Here is a 22,372-nt window from a genome sequence, read left to right as displayed (position 1 = left end):
ATGACGACAGATGGTACAAAAAGTCTAATCTTCAATCTTCGAATGGTGTTTCGTATCTTTCATAGTAGTATATAAAATCAGGGAGATTAAAATACATCCGGTTACATACCAGTAGAAATAACTCTCGTGTCCGATATTTTTAAACCATAGCGCAAAATATTCTGCAGTTCCGCCAAAAATGGCAACAGTTAAGGCATAAGGTAAGCCTACGCCCAAAGCCCTGATTTCGGCCGGAAACAGCTCTGCCTTAACTACTGCGTTGATGCTCGTATACCCGCTCACAATGATCAAAGCGCCAATCATCATCAAGAATATGATAGTGGTATTGGTTTCTCCTGCCAAGCCTGTTAAAATTGGATAGGTACATAGACTGCCCAACACACCAAAACCGATTAATAAAGGTTTACGCCCGATTTTATCAGATAACAGTCCAAACAGCGGCTGCATAATGGCAAAAACCAATAACGAAATAAACGACAAAGTTGTGGAGGTTTCTTTGCTGAGGTGGACCGTATTGACCAGAAATTTCTGCATGTAAGTACTAAATGTATAAAAGGCAATCGTTCCGCCCAAAGTTAAGCCTACTACGGTAAAAACTTCCTTTGGATATTTCATCAGTACCGCAATGCCCCCTTTTTTGTCTGCTGAGTTTTTGCTTTTAAACGCCGAGGTTTCGTCGATATGTCTACGCAGATACAAAGCAATAAAAGAGAGTATGGCGCCGATAAAAAATGGAATCCTCCAGCCCCATTCATGTAGTTCGGAAGGTGTAAGCAACCAGTTCTGTAAGATTAACTGGATACCCAAAGCCAACAGCTGTCCACCAATCAAGGTTACATACTGAAAGCTTGAATAAAATCCGCGGTGTTTTTTGGTGGCCATTTCGCTGAGGTAAGTGGCAGAAGTTCCATATTCGCCACCAGTACTCAAACCTTGGATTAATCTGGCAAAAACGAGCAATAATGGGGCTGCAATTCCAATCTGTTTGTAACCTGGGGTTAAACCGATAATTAATGATCCTATTGCCATAATCAGTACAGAAAGTGTCATCGAACGTTTTCGGCCTAATTTATCGGCAATACTGCCAAACAGCCAGCCACCAATAGGCCGCATTAAAAAACCTACAGCAAAAATACCTGCGGTATCTAATAATTGGGCAGTAGGATTACTGTTCGGGAAAAAGACAGGAGAAAAATAAAGCGCAAAAGCAGAATAGGTATACCAGTCGTACCACTCCACAAGATTACCAACTGAACCACCAAATATAGATTTCAGCCTATATTCTACATCCTTAATTCCGTCCTGTTGTAATGCTTTTTCCATATTAGAAAATAATTGTGTTGAATATTGAATGAATGAAACTTAAATCAACAGTAGTTGTTAATCAAAAATATAATAATTTTATAAAGAAAGAACGGGATTATTTCTCAACTTGACGCCATTCTCACCATCCAACATTCAGAATTTCATCATTACAACAATGAAAGATAACTTTTCTACCCAATCTGCCGATTACGCCATTTACAGACCAACTTATCCACAGGAAATGTACGATTATCTGCTTAGCATGGTAAAAAACAAAGAAACAGCGTGGGATTGTGCTACAGGAAACGGCCAGGTTGCCCGTGTATTGGCCCAACATTTCGATGCCGTTTATGCAACGGATATCAGCGAAAATCAATTAAAAAATGCTTTACAATTGCCAAATATTACCTACAAAGTTGAACCTGCCGAACAAACCTCGGTTGGTAATGATAGTTTCGATTTAATTACCGTAGCGCAGGCCATCCATTGGTTTAATTTTGAGGCATTTTACGCCGAAGTAAAAAGAACACTAAAACCAGATGGCCTTTTTGCAGTGATTGGTTATGGACTAATGTTTATCGATAAAAAAGTGGATAAGGCTGTACATAAACTTTACGAAGATATTTTGGGTAAATATTGGGATAGCGAACGCCGTTATATTGAAGAAGGTTATAAAACCATCCCATTTCCCTTTGAAGAGATCATTGCTCCTCATTTTCAGATTAAAACCACCTGGAATTTTAACCAGTTAATTGGCTATTTAAATACCTGGTCTTCTTTGCAGCATTATAAAAAGGCGAATGAACGCAACCCATTAGAGTATATGTTTACAGAACTAAAAGAAGCCTGCGGCGATGATGCGGAGAAAGATGTTCGTTTCCCGGTTTTATTGCGGATTGGGAGACTCGCTTAACCGCAAAGGAAAAGAAGGCAAGCGCAAAGTGCACAAAGCGGGTACATAACCGATCCTCTGCGCTTCTTTGCGAAAACCTTTGTATACTTTGCGGTGAAAACCGACGTTATTTCAACAACTCCAGAATACCCAAAACAGTAAGTTTCTTCTGCTCACCGCTTTGCATATCCTTTAACGTAAGTTCGCCACTAGCAATCTCATCACCACCAATTAAAATTACATAAGGGATGTTCTTCGCATCTGCATAAGCCATTTGTTTTTTTAGTTTCGCAGAACTTGGGTACAACTCTGCTGAAATCCCTGCATTTCTAAATTGCTGAACAATCGGCAAAGCATATTTTTCAGCTTCTGCATCGAAATTGCTGATCAACACTTTTGTGCCAACTTCTGCTGAGGCAGGGAAAAGGTTAAGTTCTTCCAATACATCATAAATGCGGTCGGCACCGAAAGAAACACCAACTCCCGTTAAATCTTTTAAACCGAACATACCGGTTAAATCATCGTAACGACCACCACCACCAATGCTGCCCATAGCCACTTCGTTGGTTTTAACTTCGAAAATACAGCCGGTATAGTAATTTAAGCCGCGTGCTAAAGTGATATCGAGTTCCAATTTAGCCGTTAAAGGCAAACCATAAGCAATCAGGCTATCTACATATTCAAAAACCTGTTCTATTTCGGCAATACCTTTTAAACCGGTTTCTGATTGAGCTAAAACTTCTTTCAAGCTGGCCAGTTTTTCTTCATTAGAACCTTCTAACAAAATTACCGGGCGAAGTTTTTCTAAATCCTGTTCGGTAAAACCGCGCTCTAAAAGTTCTTTACTTACACCATCTAAACCGATTTTATCCAGTTTATCGATGGCTACTGTCATGTCTATAATTAAATCTGGTTTACCAATAATCTCAGCAATACCTGATAAAATTTTTCTGTTGTTGATTTTTACGCTGAAATCTTTCAAGCCCAGTTTGCTTAAAGCTTCATTGTAGATTAAAATAAATTCAGCTTCGTTCAATAGACTTTTTGAGCCTACCACATCCACATCACACTGATAAAATTCGCGGTATCTACCTCGCTGAGGCTTATCTGCTCTCCAAACAGGTTGGATTTGAAATCTTTTGAATGGTAAAGTAATATCATTTTGATGCATCACCACGTAACGGGCAAAGGGAACAGTTAAATCATAACGAAGGGCTTTTTCGGAAATATCTGTAAGAACAGTTTTACTTATATTTTTATAAAGGGATATTGCTCGTTGTAGTTTAGTAAACTCTTCATTATTTCCAAATACTACAGAAGCATTTCCTCCTATTACTATTTTGTCAGGATTAGAATCATCATTTTCAGCAAGGTAGCCTTGTGCATCTTCAAATTCTTTTTTTAGATGACTAACTTTATCTAAAACTTTTTGGCTCAAATATTCCCCACTATTTAAAATTTTAAAAATCAGTTTGTCGCCTTCATCGCCATACTTTCCGGTTAAAGTTGAAAGATTTTCGAAACTTGGAGTCTGGATTTCGGCATAACCGTATTTCCTGAAAACCGTTTTAATGGTATCGTAAATAAAGTTGCGTTTTACCATTTCAACCGGAGTAAAATCGCGGGTACCTTTTGCTAATGAGGGTTTAATAACTGACATAGCCGCAAAAGTACAAAAATGTAATGTTTAAAAATAAAGTTTCGTCATTGCGAAGAGGAACGACGAGGCAATCTTAAGCACGAATCAGTTGTTGTAAGATTGCTTCGCCGGCTGAAAAAGCCTTCTCAGCAATGACGATCAAAGAAAAAACTACTTTCCCAAAATTTCTTTCACCAATTCCCGGTTTGGTTTACTCACCGGAATTTTATCGCCACTATCCATTAAAAGCGTTCCACCATCTTCCTTAAGCCAACTTTTCACAAATTTCGGGTTAACCAAATGGCTTTGATGTGTCCGCACAAAACCTTGTGGTTTAAGCAGATCTGAATATTCTTTTAATGATTTTGAAATCAGCAGCTGACCGCCGTCGCTAAAAAAGAAGTTGGTATAATTGTTATCCGCTTCACACCTTATAATTTCATCAATATTAACATACCTGATTTCGTTCTGTTGAGGCAAAGCAATTCTGGCATTTACTTTTATGGTTTCTTTTTTACCACTTTTTTCCTCAACTGTAGGGTTTTGATAAGCAAGTGGAGATACAAAGTTTATGGCTACTGTATTCGGAGCAGCGTTTAACGGCGTATTACGATTTTTTTTAATCAAAAAGTAGATCAGCATAAAAATGCCACCAAAAAATCCAAAAAAGACAAGGCCTGCAACCAGGAGCATTATTATTTCCGCACTCCCCATATTTAGAAAATCGGCGTAGGCAATCTGAATATCGTAGGCAAGGATAAAAACCAACCCAAAGATTATCTTATTTTTCATTTTTAGCAGACTTAACACGTCCAATTAGGTATAAACATAAAAAAATAAAGCCTACAACGAAGGTCAAAGCAAAAAAGCCTACAACCAAAAGCATTATTATTTCTGCCGCACCAAGATTCAAAAATTCTGCATAGGCAGCCTGTAGGCCGAAAGAAATGATAAAAAAGAATAAAAATAATAACTGTTTCATATTGATTGATTTAAATGTTTAGCGAAAGTAGTTTCTCGGTATACATTTAAAAACCAATATTGAGTATTGGGTAGGTTTTGATGAGGATTAAGAGGGAGTTTTTTAGTATCTTAAGAGGACGTCAATTTCGAGGGGGAACAACGAAGCAATCTTTCATACTCGCGATGAATGCTAAAAAAGATTCTTCGACTACGCTCAGGATGACACCGCTTTTAATTATAATTTAACCATATTATACTATCCCCGGCTTTCTTCACTTTATACCCATCCTTCTGCAAGATGCCCATTACTTTATCGCGTACATCGCCCTGGATCATGATTTCTCCGTCTTTAACAGAGCCACCTACACCACATTTGGTTTTAAGCATTTTGCCTAATACCTCTAAATCTTCAGTACGGCCTTTAAAACCTGTAATTAAGGTTACCGCTTTACCACCTCGGTTCTTTTTATCGAGCATTACCCTTAAATCCTGCTGGTTATTCGGCGAGGTAACGGTATTATCAACTTCTTCTTCGTATTCAAACTCCGGATTGGTAGAATACATAATTCCGCCAAGATCGCTTAAACTGTTTTTCTTTGGTTTCATGTTTTATAAAAGGTTCATTGGCTCACTGGCCATTGGTTCATTAGTTTGGGTGCATAGTTTAAGAATTTGTAGTAAGGCTAGATTTGAGCGCACGAGGCAATATACTCCGCCAACCACTAAACGCCACATGCTAAGGCACAATCACTTTGAGCGAGAGTGGCTTTATCTTCGCTTCTATCGCTGTTCCCATCTGCAAAGGTTCGCCATCAACGTGCACTGCACCCGCCATTTCCCTTGTAATTTTAATATTTTTTCCTTTAATAATCTCAATCATATCAGAGCTTTCTGCCTTGCCCCTCAACATTACATAACCCAATATTGGTAATTTTATTATCGGGAAAGGCTTAATAATGCACACATCAAGCAATCCGTCTTTTACCGAGGCATTTGGCGAGATATAAACATCGTTTCCATACTGAGACGAATTGGCAATGCTAATAGCAAAAGCTTTTTTGGTGTATTCAGTCCCGTCGATATTAAGCTGATAGGTTTGAGGCTTGTAATTAAAAACCTCCTTGAAACCCAATTTTACATAGCCCGAAAGCCCGCGTTTTTTATCTTTTGAAAAAACAGCGCTCAAATGGGCATCAAATCCCATACCGGCCAGATTAAAAAAACACTTGTTATTAAACTCTGCAGTATCAATCTCATCAACCTTAAAATTATTGATCAATGAAAGTGCATATCTTAAATTTTTCGATATCCTTAAAAACCTGGCGAGGCCATTTCCCGATCCAAGCGGTAAAATCCCTAAAATTTTATGGTGTTTTAACACTTTACTGGCTACCTCGTTAATGGTACCATCGCCACCTGCAGCTACGATTACATCAAAATTTTTAGTCGCCGCTTCATCTGCCAGTTCGCCGGCATGACCAACATATTCGCTAAAAACAAAGTTTGGGCTAAATTTTTCCTTATCCAGATATTGATCAATAAAATCGGGGATGCGCAACTTCCCTCTCCCACCAGAGATAGGGTTTATAATAAAGAGGATATTAATCTTTGTGTGCAAAGTGTAAGAATGAATGCACAAAATAATCTATAATTTTTGAAATAAAGAAAATATGCTAATTTTGCACCAGTAAAAAAGTGGATTGATTTGCTATCCCGACACCTCGGGACCGGATTGCAACCACTTAAAAAAATTGCTAATGCCTCCTTTCAATCATTTAAACACCTGTTTCCAAGGGGTTTGGCAAGTATTAATTTGTTTATTTACCATTAATTTATTTAATAAATGTCATATTTATTTACATCAGAATCTGTTTCTGAAGGCCACCCGGATAAAATCGCCGATCAAATTTCGGATGCATTAATTGATAACTTTTTAGCTTTCGATCCAGAATCAAAGGTTGCTTGCGAAACTTTGGTAACTACTGGTCAGGTTATTTTGGCTGGTGAGGTAAAATCTAAAACATATTTAGATGTACAACAAATTGCCCGCGATGTAATTAAGAAAATTGGTTACACCAAAAGCGAGTATATGTTTGAGGCCAACTCTTGCGGAATTTTATCGGCAATACACGAGCAATCTCAAGATATTAACCAAGGTGTAGACAGAAGCAACAAAGAAGAACAAGGTGCTGGCGATCAGGGTATGATGTTTGGTTATGCTACGAACGAAACCGAAGACTACATGCCTTTGGCATTAAATCTTTCTCATAAGTTATTACAGGAATTAGCTGTTTTACGCCGCGAAAATAACGAAATTACTTATTTACGCCCTGATGCAAAAAGCCAGGTTACTTTAGAGTACGACGATAACAACAAACCAGTGCGTATCGATGCGATTGTAATTTCTACACAGCACGATGATTTTGATGAAGAGGCCGCAATGTTGGCTAAAATCAAAACTGACTTAGTGAATATTCTGATTCCAAGAATTATAAAAGCCAACCCTGCTTACGCACATTTATTTAATGATAAAATTGAATACCACATTAACCCAACCGGTAAATTTGTAATCGGCGGTCCGCATGGCGATACTGGTTTAACGGGAAGAAAAATTATTGTTGATACTTACGGCGGTAAAGGTGCACATGGCGGTGGTGCTTTCTCTGGTAAAGATCCAAGTAAGGTAGATAGAAGTGCAGCTTATGCTACACGCCATATTGCTAAAAACTTAGTGGCAGCTGGTGTAGCCGACGAAATTTTAGTTCAGGTATCATACGCTATCGGTGTTGCTAAACCAATGGGTATTTATATCAATACTTATGGCACTGGTAAAGTAGGAAAAACGGATGGCGAGATTGCTAAAATTGTAGAATCGATTTTCGATATGCGCCCTTATTTTATTGAGCAACGTTTAAAATTAAGAAACCCAATTTACAGCGAAACGGCTGCTTATGGGCACATGGGCCGCACACCAGAAACAGTTACCAAAACTTTCAGAACACCAAACGGTGAAGAAAAAACAGTTACTGTTGATTTGTTTACCTGGGAAAAATTAGATTACGTAGATCAGGTTAAAGCTGCTTTCGGCATTTAATTCTTCAAATAATTTTATAGAAAAAGGCGTTTTGCAAATATGCAGAACGCCTTTTCTTGTTTTAGACTTACGAAGTCGACAAGGGCTAACGGCAATAGCAGAATTCATAAGTATCCAAGCGTTTTTTTTGAAAAGCAGGGTTCTGCGCACATCGGTTCCGAAAGCCCCGCCATCCGCTTTACCTCACGGCGTTCGGTGTTCGCTCCTGTCCGGGTTTAGTTAACCTGGGCTGGTGGTTCTTGGGAAAGAAATCTTACTAAGAAATAAATACTCTCGAACTGTGCAGACCTCCGTTAATAGTAGCAAAAGCCTAACCTACCCAAACCTGATTGACGCGGTAGCTCCCGATTTTTTTCTAATCGGGACTACAAGCAAAAAGCAGGACGAACATTAAAAAGACTTACTGCAATTGCTTTCCAAAAAAAACAATATAAATATCTAGGCTTTCTCCCTCCGCTAAACTAACGAAGTTTCCTAACACTCGTACCCTCCTAACTTCGTTAGTTAGGCCAAATGGTATTTCAGTTCCTGGTGGCTGCCCTGCTCTACCACTACACCTTTATCCAATACAATAATTTTATCGGCATTATTCAGTGTACTCGATCGGTGGGTTATTACAATTACCGTTTTATGCTCTTCTTTTAAAAGTTCGATCATCCGTTGTACATGCTGCTCAGAAACCGAATCTAGCGATGAGGTGGCCTCATCTAAAATCAGAATTTCAGGATCGCGATATAAAGCCCTTGCAATGGCAATACGCTGCCTTTGCCCGCCCGATAATGATGTACCATTTTCACCCAAATAAGTTTGAAATCCTTTAGGTAAAGCCTCAATAAAACCAATTAAACCCAATTTAGTGGCAATATCAATAATCCTTTGCATATCGGGTTCTTCTTCGCCAATAGCAATATTATCGATTACATTACCTGCAAATAAATCAATCTGCTGGGGCACTACCGATACCATTCTACGAAGCGACGAATTGGTAATGTATTTGAGATCGTATTTACCTATGCGCACATTGCCCGCCTGAATAGGATAAATATTCTGTAGGATAGACATTAAAGTTGATTTCCCTGATCCGCTCTCGCCCACAATGGCTGTAAATTTACCCTGTGGAATGGTTAAATTTAGGTTCTCGAAAACGGGCAACCTCGCCCCATAGCGGAAAGAAACGTTTTCGAAGTGTATATCGCCAACTTTATCAGTACTTAATTCAATTTGGTTCTCATCACTTTCACGTTCCAGGTCCATAATTTCGAACAGCCTATCGGCCGCAATAACAGCATCTTGTACGGTTTTATTCATTCCGATTAAAGAGGAAACTGGTCCCGTAAAATAACCGATCAAAGTATAAAACGACAGTAATTCTCCTGGTGTAATCGAATTGCTTAATACGTAACCTGCACCTACCCAAAGCAATACAATTGTAATCATGCGTGAGATAAACTCGGTAGAAGTACCCGATACAACAGCATTAATATTCGATTTAAAGCCTGCCTGGAGCAATTTAATGAAACGGGTTTCGGTTTTGTCGTTGGCATGATCTTCTAAGCCGAAACGTTTAATGGTACCTACCGCGTTTAAGCTTTCTACCAATTGAGATTCGAGCTCGGCAGCATCTTCCATCAACCTCCGTTGCGTACGTTTGTTAAATTTATCGGTAATTGCATAAATAATCAGATACAGCGGGATAACGGTAAGCGTAATGAGTGCCAATTTCCAGTAGTACGTAAACATCATGATGAACGAGAAGAAAACAATAAAAATGTTGACTACAAAATTTACGCATACATCATTTAAAAACGTTCTGATTTTTACGGCATCATTAATCCTCGAAATAATTTCGCCCACCCGCATGGTATCAAAAAACTGCTGTGGCAAACGGAGCAGGTGTTTGTAGTAGCCTAAAATAAGCTGCGAATCGATTAGCTGACCAGTTTTTAAGGTAAAAATTGTTTTTGCCGAGCCAATAAACAACTGTACCATCAGAATAACCATCATGGCTATACTCATGAGGTTTAGCAGGTTATGGTTACCATCTACCAGCACAAAATCGACTAGCTTCTGAACAAAAATAGAGGTTGATAAACCCAGTACAGTATAAACAATAGCACCAAATAAAACTTGCGTCAGAATGCCTTTGTGCGGTTTAATCAAACTCCAAAATCTACCCTGGATTGATTTTTTTTCATTGCCGATCTGAAAATCTTCTGATGGCAACAATAAGACTAAAGCACCAGTCCACTCCTTTTTGAATTCATCATGTGTTTTACGGTGCACTTTCCCATCTATAGGGTCCATCACCTCTATAAACTTGCCATTTACTTTATAAATCACTACATAATGCTGAAGGATATCATTCACAATGATATGTGCTATAGCGGGCGTAGGTATTTTAAACAAACTATCGAAAGGTGCTTTTACCCCTTTCGCTTCAAATCCTAATTTCTGAGCCGCTTCTACAAGTCCTAAAACGGTCGTACCTTTTTTATCGGTTCCGGCCAGCTGCCTGATGCGGGCAACGGCCAAATCCAGCTTATAATGAGCAGCAATTGAAGCCAGACAAGCCGCACCACAATCTGTTATATCTCGTTGCTTAACCTTTGTACTCATTGCCTTTATGTTTTTTGGATTAAGTTTGGATTAACCCAATCATCTACCTTATCGTAAAGTAATTGGTATAAACTACGGTCTGTTACTTTAAAGCGGGCGGTAAAATTCATTCCTTTTTTGAGGTATCCTTTATAACCATTCTTTAACATCAGAAAATTTTTATCCATTAAACACTTTACTTTAAAAGCAGGCTGGTTACCATTTAAAATAACAATATCATCTGAAATATCAATCACTTTCCCTATTGCCAAACCCCACTGATTATAATTATAAGCATTAATCTGGAAGTGCACTTCCTGTCCTTTTCTAATGAGGCCGATATCTGAAGGGTTGATGTAACAATAAGCGGCCAAGCCGGCATCTGGTGAAACCTCTCCTATTTTTTGGTTCGCAAATACATACGCACCATTTTGCAAGCCGATTAAACTCTGCACAGAACCATCAATCGGCGCACGTAGTACATATTGTTTTTTCTGCTCGTTAAGTTCTGCCTGCTGCCCAGAAAGCTGGCGCAGTTCGTTGCGGTAACCATTGGCTTCCGTTTGCCATTGCGTTTTATATTTAGTACGTACCATTAAGTAAACCGATTCGGCCTGCTCGAGTTCGTATTTGTATTTTTCATATTCTGATTGCGTTAGCACTTTGTTCTGATAAAGTTTATTGTAACGCGCAAAGGTGCTGGCGGCCTGTCTTTTCGCAATACCTGCGTTTTTTAATTCTTGCACATATTGTTGCCAGGATGCCACATATTGCCCCGTTTGTAAGCTCGATGAGCCGCCATTAAACGAGAGTAACGTACGGATATCCTGTAAAAATTGGGCGATCTGATTTTTTCGCGTTTCAACCAAAGCATCCTGCTGCTTGGGTAAACCGGCATCAATAGCTAAAAGCGTATCACCTTGTTTAAGTCTTTTATTATCCGAGAGGCGATATTGTATCAACCGGCCATTAACCGGGACAATAAGTTCTGTTTTTTCGATGGTTGATTGTAAAATACCTGTACCATTTATACTAATGGGTATTTTAATAAAGGGAAGGGCAATCAAAACAATTAAAATGGCTGCCACCGCAACAACATAAATTAACTGGCTTGATTTACTAATTTGAGAACGGTAAACGAGAGCGGTATTTGAAATTCTTTCTGTAGAGTAGCTGGTTAGCGCCATAATATTGAAATCGTAAAGCATCCGCTATTCTGAAAACCAGAACAGCGGACGCAATAAATTGCTTATAGACTCCAAACAAGTTTCAAAACATTGGTTACTGTTTTGCTTAAAAATGCTGAAGTGTCTGCACCAACTGCATTTAAAGTTCCTGCAAGAGAAGTTAAAAGTTCGTTTAATGTATTATTAATAATACCACCACCTTCAACTTGAGACATTTCAGTTGTGTTCATTTCTTTAACACCAAGATTTTTTAATTCTAAACTTTTCATACTAGATTTTTTTTGAGTTTTAAGATCCTACTCTTTTAAAGGCTTTTCGGGATGCGCCTGATGCTTGGCCAAACACTTCGACGAATGTAATAATATTAGCTATACAGATGTAGTATTAAACATCTAACACAAACCTAACATTTCTATAATACTGTTAAAAAACACCCTTAAAGTGGCCAAAAACCAAGTGTTTAGTAAAAGCATAGTGTACAATTTACCCTATTCAATTTATTCATTAACATTAAAACGCTTTATATTCTTTTTATTCGCTCTATTTTAAGTATAGTTACAGTAAGAACCGACCATTTAAAGACCATTTATTTTCATAAATGCGATCTCTTTTTCTACAATATGATCGTCGTCAATGGCGTATGATTTAATATTGGCAATCTTCATTTCGTCAATTACATCTACAAAATTCTGGAACTTGGCGGTTTTGCCAGGTTTGATAATCACGATCATATACTTTGATGGATTATTGTGATGTGTTTTAGCTACAAGTTTCTCATTTGCAAAAATTTCTTTCTGAATGTTAGCTACCGAGGCAACTTTCATGTTTGCCTTTTCTATTGTGCCCATGTAGCAAACAGCCTTATTGTTTTTACCAAGCAGAATGGTCATGGTACGTGACTCGGGATAATTTTCTACGATATTGATATCCGTTTTATCGGGCTTCGCAATATCTGCCGCATTTAAAGATCCTAATGAAGTAGTGAGCATAAAAAATGCAGTCAATAAAAACATCAGATCTACCATTGCAGTAAGATCTACCCTTGGTGTTGTCTTGTTGGTTCTTCCTGCAGCCTTGCCACTTTGAGATTCGTTTAGTGTTGCCATAATAATTTAGGTTTTTAATGATGATGACAAGCGGAATCAAATTGCATAAAAAAGCGGTTAAAAATTTAACCGCTTAAAGACTCCAACAGAAAATCGCCATCTCGACTGAAACGTAGTGAAATGGGGAGATCTTTAATAGATTCCTCAACTACATTGCACTCCGCTCGAAATGGCGATCAAACTAAATTAAAACTTTACTTCACTGCTTCAATTACACCACAGCCCACCCGCGGACCTGAGTTACCGGTTGGTTGTGTAGTATAATCATCAGTACCACCATGTACAATTATTCCACGACCGATAATATTTTTAACATCTCCATCTTTAATGCTCCATCTATCGGTAGTAACCGAAAGGGTTGCATGGCCTTTATGATCTAACATAATGTTGCCAATATCTCCGCTGTGGTAAGCGGCAGATCCCCATTTGCCATGAGCTTCTTTCGTTGGGTTCCAGTGGCCATGTGTATTTTCGCCCATATTACCGCAATCGCCATGTTCGTGAAAGTGGACCGCAACATTACTATCTGCACGTGCTGCAAAATTCATCTCGATATCCATCTTAATTTTTCCGTCACTCAGTTCGTAAAACTTTGCTGTTCCAATGGTTTTGGTATTATCTGCTGTTTCGGTCAATGTAGCCTGGGCAACTTCTTTGTCGGTTTTAGCGCAAGCACTTATAAGTGCTACGCCTGCTATAGCTAAGCTAAAAAGATATTTTTTCATTTTACAAAAAATTAGTTCACATAAGAAACAGATTGACAATCATTTAGTTTGCTTTAAAAAGAAGGATAGCAAAACCATTTCGAATGCCACTTGTTTAACCAGTATAAAATCTTATAACTATGGAACAGCCAATTGCAATGAACACTTTAAGTCAAATTTTGGAGAAATTGAGGCTGAAAGGAAAAGATAACGAATTAAAAATGTCTGATCATGGTAAGATGCAAAGTAAATCGCTCGGAAAAATTTATAAACCCGAGGATTTAACCATTGTTAAAACTTATCGGTTTGAAGGAGATTCAGACCCGGCAGATAACTCTGTGCTTTACCTACTGGAAGATCAGGATAAAAATATTGGATATATATTAGACGCTTATGGCATTTATTCAGACAATGAAGGACCATCGTTTGATGATTTCCTAAAAAAGATTCCTACCGAAAATAGAGACGAACAGGAATTATTCAGCTAATAAAATTTTAAAGGTGGTCCGGTTAGCAGGACCACTTTCTATTTGTAAAAAACCAGAACTTTCATCTTTCTGTCCTGTTTAACCACGTCTAATCCGATATCATTAATCGATTTCAGAATACTTTCTCTATTTCTCATGGCTACATTTGTTTTGATATTGTACCGCTTTGTTAAGCCTGTTTCATCTACAACGGGTAAACTAAATTCATTACTTAGATAATCGTTGGCAAAATTGGCTAAGGTAGCGCCCTGACCATCGTAACCTTGCCCACTAAAACTATAGCTCAGTTTTTCATCACTTGATTCTTTTTGCTTAAAGTTTTTATTGATTAATGTATAAACAGGCATTAGCCTATATTCTATCCTCGCCTTAACCGGGAGCAATACCCGAAGTTTATTTTGTAGGATGACCATTAAACTATCCCTTTCCTCGGGTTTAACCAACAAGTCTAAAGAATAGAGTGTCTCTTTGTTATCAAAATCAGAAACTTCTTTTTCCGGAAGTTCGTAAATCAATTGTTTTTCAGAAACTATACCATAAGCATCTTTATACAAGGAAGCCATCGAAGCATTGGTAAAGCTAATCCTACGGCCATCGAAAGCGCTTTTACCCGTATACCGCCTACTGCCCGAATGTTGGCCCTTTATATAACCACGTAGGGTAAAACTGTGGATTAAGGTAGAGTCAACAGCAAAAATATCATCGTGGTTATTTACAGGTTTCTCCTTGATTTCTGCCGTAGATTTTATTGTTAATCCTTTTACTAACCGATCTATCATTTTCTGGTTAATCGAATCACTTTTAACCAGGGCTACAACCTTACCTTTAGCATCCACAATTGCACTTTGCCCTACGTATGCAAATGCAAACAGCTTGTAAAAAAATTCGGACGTATCACTACAGAGCCAAACCTTTGATGTTTTTTTTATTAGGTAATTTTGGAGCCTAGAAGGCTTTTCGTTAGAAATGCCAATTACCTGAATGCTTCCTGGATTACGCAACTGTAGTTTGGCCAGAGCGTCCATTTCGGGAATGCAAGGACTACACCAGGTGCCCCATAAGTTTAAGATATAAATCTTATTATCGTGTTTTTGTCCAAGCTGAATAGCTTTAACAGGGGAGTTGATTAAGTTTTTGATCAATACATCCGGGAATTGATCGCCAGCTTTGATCTGAACACCCTGTGCTAGCGCACTATATGTACATATAGATAATAATAGATTAAAAAATATTGCTTTCATAATTTTTTGTTTAACCAAAATTGAGCAAAACCAATTTTAAACTCAGTTATCGGAGATGTTATTTTAGGTTATATTATGTTAATGCAATATTTAGATTTAGGGATTTAACATACATTTGATGATGCGAAAAAGTGCCAATATTTTAATTACAATCTGTTTTTCGGTAATGGTGGCACTTTTATCGTTGCAGGTATATTGGATTGTTAACTATTACAAAACGACTTTAAAAGATTTTGAAAAGGAAGTTAACCTTGCTTTCGAAGATGGAATAAAAAAAGAGCTCGACTTACGCTGCGATACGATTCAAAACATTATTGAACAAAAACTTTTAGATACCAATGCTTTTTTGATTAGTGCCAGATTTGATAAAAAAGACAAAAAATATATCTACACGGTAAGTGCAAAAGGTAATGAGAAAGATAAATTTTCATCTTCATTTAGCTTATCAGATTATAGTAAGGCACTTCCAAAAAACAAAAGTGATACCAGTGTACGCAAACATGTTGCTGGCCACCTTGCACTCTTAATGAGAGAAGAAGATTTGGAAACACATACCATTTATTATAGAACGCAAAAGCTTGGTCTTTTTATGAATGAACAGGCCAATAAATACCAATTCGACACCGCTCGTTTAAGGCCTGCATTTAACATTTATTTAAAAGCAAGGAATATTGCAACACCTTATAGCTTTATCGTTAAAAAGGTTGACAGCACCAACAATAAGGGTATAAAAAAGCTTGATTATGCTTTTGTTACCAGGGCATTTCAAACCTACCGTTACACCGACAATCAACGCTATGTAAGGGCAATGTTCAAAAGTCCATCGGCTTACATTCTTTCTAGAATGGCCTTACTTCTGTTTTCTTCGTTTGCTATGATCGTTATAGTATCGGGCTGTATGGTCATCCTATTAAAAAGGCTTTTTTGGGAGAAAAGACTATCCATCATCAAAAACGATTTTATCAGCAATATTACCCACGAATTCAAAACACCTATATCAACGGTCTCGGTTGCCATTGAAGCCTTGAATAACCCAGTAATCCGTAACGATGATGATAAATATAACCGATATCTGATCCATGCAAAAAATGAAATTGAACGATTGAATATCTTGGTTGATAAAGTATTAAATATTGCCATTTATGAGGATGGTAAATCTACCTTATTAAAAGAAAAAGTTTTTTTTGATGATAAAATAATGGAGATTATACACCTTCATGAAATGAAAGCCGAGAAAAGGATTTCTATCAATTATAAAAATGATAGTCAACTAAATGAGATAAATGTTGATCCTACTCAGTTTCAGCATGCAATAAACAACATTATAGATAATGCAATAAAGTATGCGGATGAAAAACCCCTGATTAGCGTAACTGTTCAAAAGAAAGACAATTTTCTAACCATGCAAGTTGAAGACAATGGTATTGGAATAGCTGAAAAAGACATTTCTGTGGTGTTCGAGAAATTCTATCGGGTAAGTACCGGAAATAGTCATCCGGTAAAAGGGCATGGATTAGGGTTAAATTATGTGAAGCAGATCATGCATCTACATAATGGCTGGTATAAAATTGAAAGTAAACTAGGTCAAGGAACTAAAATCACATTGGGATGGCCACTTTAAATAAAATTCTCTTTGTAGAAGACGAGCCCGCACTTGCCGAAATAGTTAAAGAAACATTAGCCTTAAAAGGATTTGAAGTTATACATACTTTAACCGCTAAGGAAACCATTAGCCAATACCATAAATTAAAACCTGATATATTAATATTAGATGTAATGCTCCCTGATGGCGATGGTTTCTCGATTGCAAAACACCTGAGACAGATTGATATGGTAACGCCGATTATATTTTTAACGTCAAAATCGCTTCCTACCGATGTGGTTATGGGTTTCGAAAGCGGCGGAAACGACTATTTAAAAAAGCCTTTTAGTATAGAAGAACTCACCATCAGGATAAAAGCATTATTAAGCCGAAACCGACTTGTTATTGAACCTGAGAATATTGAAAAACAGCCCATCAAAATAGGCAACTATCAATTTTATTATCCAAAAGGTGTTTTAACTATAGCGAATAGTCAAAGAACCTTGACCACCCGCGAAGCTGAAATATTACAAATGCTTTTGCTCAATAAAAACAACATGTTAGAGCGTAATGTAATTTTGAATGCATTATGGAGCAATAATGATTATTTCTCAGGTAGAAGCCTTGATGTATTTATAACGAAACTTAGGAAATATTTAAAGGATGATCCATCTATTTTCATTATTAATATTAGGGGGCAGGGCTATAAATTAGTTTATTAAGCGTTTACAACTTTATAATTCCTTAATTTTGCGCCTCATTTACGAGCCCAAGATGAAAAGCAAAATCAATATCCCGCCCATACCTGCTGTTTTATTATCAATTATCAGTGTACAATGTGGTGCGGCAATTGCAAAAGGGCTTTTTCCACAAATTGGCGCTGCTGCAACAGCATCTTTACGCATCGGCTTATCTGCAGTAATCTTACTAATCGCCTTTAGACCAAACCTATTTAAACTAAATGCCAAACAGTGGAAATACGTTATCCTGTATGGTGTTTGTTTAGGGGTAATGAATATGATTTTTTATATGGCTATTGCCCGTATCCCGATTGGCTTAGGGGTAACTTTAGAATTCGTTGGCCCCTTAGGACTTGCCATTTTCGGATCGAAGAAACCTGTTGATTTTCTTTGGGTGGTACTTGCTGCTACCGGTATTGTATTAATTACACCGTGGACGGGTACAGGGCTAAATTTAGCGGGCGTGCTCCTGGCACTTTTGGCTGGTGTATTCTGGGCAGGTTATATTATTTTAGGAGGTAGAATTTCAAAAATAATGAAAGGTGGCGATGCCGTTGCCATAGGGATGTTATTTGCTACAATAGTAATTATACCCTTTGGTATTTATGGCGGTGGTTTAAACACGTTGAATCCTAAATTAATAGGGTTAGGAGCAGCACTTGCTCTACTATCAAGCGCTATTCCCTTTACCCTAGAAATGAGGGCCCTTAAGCAGCTCCCTGCCCGTACTTTCAGTATTTTAATGAGCCTCGAACCTGCTATGGCCTCATTAGCCGCGCTCGTTTTTCTACAAGAATACCTCACTTTAAAAGAGTGTTTTGCTGTAGCTTTTGTTGTAATTGCTTCTGCAGGTTCTTCGTTAACAGCTAGGCGGGCAAAATTGTAATCAGGCCAGTTTTTCTGTTTTATAGATGACAATATTGTCTGTCAACTTATCAGCTTGCGCTACAAAATCTAAAATATATGGCTGCTTATTGTGCAGATCTAAACCTGCCTGATCTTTCCATTCCTCCTGAAAAATAAAAGTATTATCAACTGCAGATTCGTGCAGATCGTATTGGATACAGGCTTCTTCTTTACGCGAATTTGCAACCATATCAAGCAGCATGGTTCTTAATGCCGCTGTGGTTTCTTTTTTACTTTTAACAATTGCTGTTAGATAAATGCTCATATACTGCTGTATTTAAAAAATTTTGGGTTAAGTGTTCTTGATGCAATTTAAGTGCACTCCTAATATCTGCATTCTTTTCTACATCATGAAAATGGATGCCATCTATCCGTTCCATTCCGGTAAATGCATTCATTCTGTGGAAACCGAACAATACGCCATCATCCACACTGGTTTCCATAAAAAATTCTTCTGGTAAGGTAAAAGCCTCTTTCGGTGCATTCCATGATGATGTTACCATATATTTCCGTCCGTGTAACATGCCGCCTGTACCATAATTTCGGGTTGGATTATCAGCCTTACGGCCGTCGCTAATATAAATTCCTTTTTTATGGCCTTCGGTAAATACCACATCGATGTATTTTTTAAACCCATGTGGCAACTGAAACCACCAGATTGGGGTATGATAAATTACAACGTCCGCCCATACATATTTCTCCACTTCTTCCTTAGGGTCGTAATCGTGGTTAATATTGGTTGTTTTTACTTCAAATTCTTCCAGTGAAGAAAAGAAATCGGCAGTAGCATTAGCTATCGTCTCGTTAAACCTGCCACCGGAATGACCAAATTTTTGCCCTCCGTTAATAATGAATATTTTTGTCATTTCGTTTTTCTATTTTGATAACACAAAATTACAGCGCCTATACCTATTATTAAAACAAGTTAATTCATAGATTTGTATCAGAATTATAATACTAAGATTATGGTTAATTTAGAATGGTACAGAAGTTTTAAAGCAATCTATAAAACTGGAACCTTAACTGGTGCAGCAGAAAATCTGTTTATTTCGCAGCCTGGGGTAAGTTTGCATTTAAGTTCTTTAGAAAGTTATGTTGGTTACAAGTTGTTCGAGCGTACAGGCAGGAAGATGATCCCTACCGAAAAAGGAAAAGTATTGTACAATTTTATTGTGGAGCCGCTAACCAAACTCGAGGATGCGGAAAAACACTTTCAAAAAAGTACGGAGAAACATACGCCAACCATTAGCGTAGGCATGTGTTTCGAAACTTTTCAGATTACACTCGAGCAATATATTTCAACCTTACCTTTTAATGTAATTATCCGTTTTGGAGAGTACCCTGAAATGCTCGATCAATTAGATAAAGGCATTTTAGATCTGATTATTACCCCGCAAAAAGGTAATTCTCCCAATGTAGAACATGAGGCTTTTTCTTCCGAAACCATCGTTTTAGTAGGTGGAATAGAAACTGATGGGAAAACTTTTGATTCGTTGGTTAAAAAGAACGATTTAGCCGGGATGGAAACATGGTTAAAACAGCAGAAATGGTACGGAACCGCTGGCGATATGGAACACCTTTTACGTTTCTGGCAACTTAACTTTGGCAAACACGCAGATTTCCGCCCAAACTATATTGTGCCTAACCTTAACTCAATTGTCCGCTGCTTATCTGGTGGAAAAGGCTTGGCTATTATACCCGATTTTCTTTGCAAGAAAGAAGTTGAAGAAGAAAAAGTAAAGGTAATTTGGGAAGGTACTTCAAAACTGACCAATACCTTATACTTTGGTTGTAGAAAAAATACGCAGTATGCATCAGAAATTCACATCATTAAAAACCTTTTTAAAGAGGTTATGGTTAGTATATAGTTTATATTGAAGAATGACAAAAAAGGCATTTTTCTTTTGTAAAACCTTAACCTATTTCCAATCCATCCAACAAATTATCATCAACCAGATTGGGTAACGTAATCTTCAAGGTATCCGTACGTGCCATTTCGCGTTCGATAGCAAAGCGGGCTTCTTTATTACGTGCCCAGCTTCTTCTGGCAATTCCATTGTTTACATCGTAAAAAAGCATATTTTGCAGTTTTTCGGCTGCTTGTTCGCTTCCATCCAACACCATTCCGAAGCCGCCGTTTATTACTTCTCCCCAACCAACTCCACCGCCGTTATGGATCGAAACCCATGTTGCTCCTCTAAAACTATCGCCAATTACATTGTGGATAGCCATATCTGCAGTAAATCTGCTTCCATCATAAATATTGCTGGTTTCCCTAAAAGGAGAATCCGTTCCGCTTACATCGTGGTGATCTCTCCCTAGGATAACTGGGGCTGATAATTGGCCGGCATTAATCGCTTCATTAAACCTCATCGCAATTTTCGCCCTACCTTCAGCATCTGCATACAAAATCCGGGCTTTTGAACCTACCACAAGTTTATTTTCTTTTGCTGCACTGATCCAATTGATATTATCCTGCAATTGTTGCTGTATTTCTTCTGGAGCACTAAGCTTAATCTCCTCCATTACCTCTTTTGCCATTTGATCGGTTAAATCGAGATCCTTTTCGTTCCCTGAGGCACAAACCCACCTAAACGGACCAAAACCATAATCGAAACACAATGGCCCTAAAATATCCTCTACATAGGATGGGTATTTAAAATCCACCCCATTGGATGACATTACATCGGCACCTGCCCTACTGCACTCTAATAAAAAAGCATTTCCATAATCGAAAAAATAAGTCCCCTTGGCGGTATGTTTGTTAATACTTGTTGCTTGCCTTTTTAATGAATTCTGAACATATACTTTAAACTGGCCAGGCACATTGGCCATCATTTCATTTGCCTCAACAAAACTTAAACCAACAGGATAATAACCGCCAGCATATGGATTATGCAGTGAAGTTTGATCAGAACCAATGGCAACTTCGATATCTTCCTGATCAAATCGCTCCCAAACATCAACAACATTACCAATGTAGGCCAAGGATACCGTTTCCCTCCCTTTTTGGGCAAGTATCACACGGTTAACCAGTTCATCTAAGTTATCAATCAGCTCATCTACCCAACCTTGTTGATGCCTTTTGGTTGCGGCCTGGGGATTTACCTCTGCGCACACGGTAATACAGCCTACAATATTACCTGCCTTGGTTTGTGCACCGCTCATGCCACCTAAACCCGCAGTAAGGAATATTTTCCCTGCCGTATCTTGCCCATAAAAACCTTTTTTACGGAAAGCATTCATTAAGGTAATGGCTGTGCCATGAACAATGCCCTGAGGCCCTATGTACATGTACGAACCTGCCGTCATCTGTCCGTATTGGGTTACACCTAAAGCATTAAACTTTTCAAGATCTTCGGGCGAAGAATAATTCGGCACCATCATTCCATTGGTTACCACTACCCGAGGTGCAGCGATACTTGATGGAAATAATCCCTGTGGATGCCCACTATAAATATTCAGCGTTTGCTGATCGGTCATCGTGGCGAGGTATTGCATGGTTAAAAGATACTGCGCCCAATTTTGGAATACGCTTCCGTTTCCGCCATAAGTAATAAGTTCTTCAGGATGTTGTGCAATTGCCGGATCTAGATTATTCTGAATCATGAGCATAATTGCCGCGGCATGGATAGTACGGCATGGATATGCAACTATATCTCTCGCATAAATGGCATAATCGGGCATAAAACGGTACATATAAATGTGTCCGTAGTTTTCCAATTCGGCTAAAAATTCTTGTGCAAGCTCTTGGTGCCATGTTTTTGGGAAATAACGCAAAGCATTTTTAATGCTCAGTTTTTTTTCCGCTACTGTTAAAACATCCTTCCTTACTGGTGCGTGGCTTAATGCGGTATTCCTGTTTTTTTTTGCCGGTAATGCTGAAGGAATACCCGCCAATATCTGTGCTTTAAAATCCATATTTTGTAA

At 38.1% G+C, this 22,372-nt stretch carries 22 protein-coding genes; 7 read left to right on the top strand and 15 right to left on the bottom strand.

Annotated elements, in window-relative coordinates; translation table 11 throughout:
* Positions 1-24: 24 nt before the first annotated feature.
* On the bottom strand, positions 25-1,323 hold the full coding sequence (locus H9N25_RS21375) for an MFS transporter (protein WP_190327173.1): 1,299 nt from the start codon (positions 1,321-1,323) through the stop codon (positions 25-27).
* 157 nt (positions 1,324-1,480) lie between these two features.
* Between H9N25_RS21375 and H9N25_RS21370 the strand changes: the two genes are divergently transcribed.
* Positions 1,481-2,218, top strand: coding sequence for a class I SAM-dependent methyltransferase (locus H9N25_RS21370; RefSeq protein WP_190327172.1), 738 nt, complete (start codon positions 1,481-1,483; stop codon positions 2,216-2,218).
* Between the two features lie 106 nt (positions 2,219-2,324).
* On the opposite strand, the gene hisS is transcribed toward H9N25_RS21370, so the two are convergent.
* From hisS to H9N25_RS21345, 5 genes are all read right to left on the bottom strand, one after another.
* Positions 2,325-3,857 carry a histidine--tRNA ligase gene (gene hisS / locus H9N25_RS21365; RefSeq protein ID WP_190327171.1) on the bottom strand — a complete coding sequence of 511 codons (1,533 nt, stop codon included), beginning with the start codon at positions 3,855-3,857 and terminating at the stop codon, positions 2,325-2,327.
* Between the two features lie 150 nt (positions 3,858-4,007).
* Positions 4,008-4,628: a LytR/AlgR family response regulator transcription factor gene (locus H9N25_RS21360; RefSeq protein WP_190327170.1), complete on the bottom strand. Its 621-nt coding sequence runs from the start codon at positions 4,626-4,628 to the stop codon at positions 4,008-4,010.
* A complete protein-coding gene (locus tag H9N25_RS21355) occupies positions 4,618-4,818 on the bottom strand; it encodes a hypothetical protein (RefSeq protein WP_190327169.1) in 201 nt (66 codons plus the stop codon). The genes H9N25_RS21360 and H9N25_RS21355 overlap by 11 nt, the downstream gene beginning before the upstream one ends.
* A 212-nt stretch (positions 4,819-5,030) precedes the next feature.
* Positions 5,031-5,405 carry a translation initiation factor gene (locus tag H9N25_RS21350; protein ID WP_190327168.1) on the bottom strand — a complete coding sequence of 125 codons (375 nt, stop codon included), beginning with the start codon at positions 5,403-5,405 and terminating at the stop codon, positions 5,031-5,033.
* A 130-nt stretch (positions 5,406-5,535) separates the two neighbouring features.
* Positions 5,536-6,417, bottom strand: coding sequence for a diacylglycerol/lipid kinase family protein (locus H9N25_RS21345; protein WP_223833466.1), 882 nt, complete (start codon positions 6,415-6,417; stop codon positions 5,536-5,538).
* Positions 6,418-6,642: 225 nt separating this feature from the next.
* Between H9N25_RS21345 and metK the strand changes: the two genes are divergently transcribed.
* Positions 6,643-7,893 (top strand): methionine adenosyltransferase, encoded by a 1,251-nt coding sequence (gene metK, locus H9N25_RS21340; protein ID WP_086548664.1) that lies wholly within the window; start codon positions 6,643-6,645, stop codon positions 7,891-7,893.
* 504 nt (positions 7,894-8,397) lie between these two features.
* Here the strand turns inward: metK and H9N25_RS21335 are convergent.
* From H9N25_RS21335 to H9N25_RS21315, 5 genes are all read right to left on the bottom strand, one after another.
* A complete protein-coding gene (locus H9N25_RS21335; RefSeq protein WP_167296098.1) occupies positions 8,398-10,509 on the bottom strand; it encodes a peptidase domain-containing ABC transporter in 2,112 nt (703 codons plus the stop codon).
* Positions 10,510-10,514: 5 nt separating this feature from the next.
* A complete protein-coding gene (locus tag H9N25_RS21330; protein ID WP_223833465.1) occupies positions 10,515-11,696 on the bottom strand; it encodes an HlyD family secretion protein in 1,182 nt (393 codons plus the stop codon).
* 41 nt (positions 11,697-11,737) lie between these two features.
* Positions 11,738-11,944 (bottom strand): bacteriocin, encoded by a 207-nt coding sequence (locus H9N25_RS21325; RefSeq protein WP_057931632.1) that lies wholly within the window; start codon positions 11,942-11,944, stop codon positions 11,738-11,740.
* A 306-nt stretch (positions 11,945-12,250) separates the two neighbouring features.
* Entirely contained in the window at positions 12,251-12,781 is a 531-nt protein-coding gene (locus H9N25_RS21320; RefSeq protein ID WP_190327166.1) for an ExbD/TolR family protein, read from the bottom strand.
* Positions 12,782-12,975: 194 nt separating this feature from the next.
* Positions 12,976-13,506, bottom strand: a complete 531-nt coding sequence (locus H9N25_RS21315) for a superoxide dismutase family protein (RefSeq protein ID WP_190327165.1) — start codon at positions 13,504-13,506, stop codon at positions 12,976-12,978.
* 119 nt (positions 13,507-13,625) lie between these two features.
* On the opposite strand from H9N25_RS21315, the gene H9N25_RS21310 reads away from it, so the two are divergent.
* Positions 13,626-13,973 carry a hypothetical protein gene (locus tag H9N25_RS21310; protein WP_167296095.1) on the top strand — a complete coding sequence of 116 codons (348 nt, stop codon included), beginning with the start codon at positions 13,626-13,628 and terminating at the stop codon, positions 13,971-13,973.
* A gap of 38 nt (positions 13,974-14,011) precedes the next feature.
* On the opposite strand, the gene H9N25_RS21305 is transcribed toward H9N25_RS21310, so the two are convergent.
* Positions 14,012-15,214 (bottom strand): redoxin domain-containing protein, encoded by a 1,203-nt coding sequence (locus H9N25_RS21305; protein WP_190327164.1) that lies wholly within the window; start codon positions 15,212-15,214, stop codon positions 14,012-14,014.
* A gap of 118 nt (positions 15,215-15,332) precedes the next feature.
* Between H9N25_RS21305 and H9N25_RS21300 the strand changes: the two genes are divergently transcribed.
* From H9N25_RS21300 to H9N25_RS21290, 3 genes are read left to right on the top strand one after another with little or no spacing between them, the layout of a single operon-like run.
* Positions 15,333-16,835, top strand: a complete 1,503-nt coding sequence (locus H9N25_RS21300; RefSeq protein WP_190327163.1) for a sensor histidine kinase — start codon at positions 15,333-15,335, stop codon at positions 16,833-16,835.
* Positions 16,823-17,518 (top strand): response regulator transcription factor, encoded by a 696-nt coding sequence (locus tag H9N25_RS21295; RefSeq protein ID WP_190327162.1) that lies wholly within the window; start codon positions 16,823-16,825, stop codon positions 17,516-17,518. The genes H9N25_RS21300 and H9N25_RS21295 overlap by 13 nt, the downstream gene beginning before the upstream one ends.
* Before the next feature lie 52 nt (positions 17,519-17,570).
* Positions 17,571-18,422, top strand: a complete 852-nt coding sequence (locus H9N25_RS21290; protein WP_190327161.1) for an EamA family transporter — start codon at positions 17,571-17,573, stop codon at positions 18,420-18,422.
* On the opposite strand, the gene H9N25_RS21285 is transcribed toward H9N25_RS21290, so the two are convergent.
* Complete coding sequence (locus tag H9N25_RS21285; protein ID WP_190327160.1) at positions 18,423-18,707, bottom strand: putative quinol monooxygenase; 285 nt, start codon at positions 18,705-18,707, stop codon at positions 18,423-18,425. It lies immediately after the preceding gene.
* A complete protein-coding gene (locus H9N25_RS21280) occupies positions 18,679-19,308 on the bottom strand; it encodes an NAD(P)H-dependent oxidoreductase (protein ID WP_167296092.1) in 630 nt (209 codons plus the stop codon). The genes H9N25_RS21285 and H9N25_RS21280 overlap by 29 nt, the downstream gene beginning before the upstream one ends.
* A 99-nt stretch (positions 19,309-19,407) precedes the next feature.
* Here H9N25_RS21280 and H9N25_RS21275 point away from each other — a divergent pair, with 99 nt between their 5' ends.
* Positions 19,408-20,310 (top strand): LysR family transcriptional regulator, encoded by a 903-nt coding sequence (locus tag H9N25_RS21275; protein WP_167296091.1) that lies wholly within the window; start codon positions 19,408-19,410, stop codon positions 20,308-20,310.
* A 46-nt stretch (positions 20,311-20,356) separates the two neighbouring features.
* Here H9N25_RS21275 and H9N25_RS21270 read toward each other — a convergent pair whose 3' ends face one another.
* The gene (locus H9N25_RS21270) at positions 20,357-22,363 is read right to left on the bottom strand and encodes a urocanate hydratase (RefSeq protein WP_190327159.1); all 2,007 of its coding nucleotides are present in this window, start codon (positions 22,361-22,363) and stop codon (positions 20,357-20,359) included.
* Between the last annotated feature and the right edge of the window lie 9 nt (positions 22,364-22,372).

It is taken from the genome of Pedobacter riviphilus (assembly GCF_014692875.1).
Classification (GTDB): domain Bacteria; phylum Bacteroidota; class Bacteroidia; order Sphingobacteriales; family Sphingobacteriaceae; genus Pedobacter; species Pedobacter riviphilus.
This window is presented reverse-complemented; position numbering and strand designations above follow the sequence as displayed.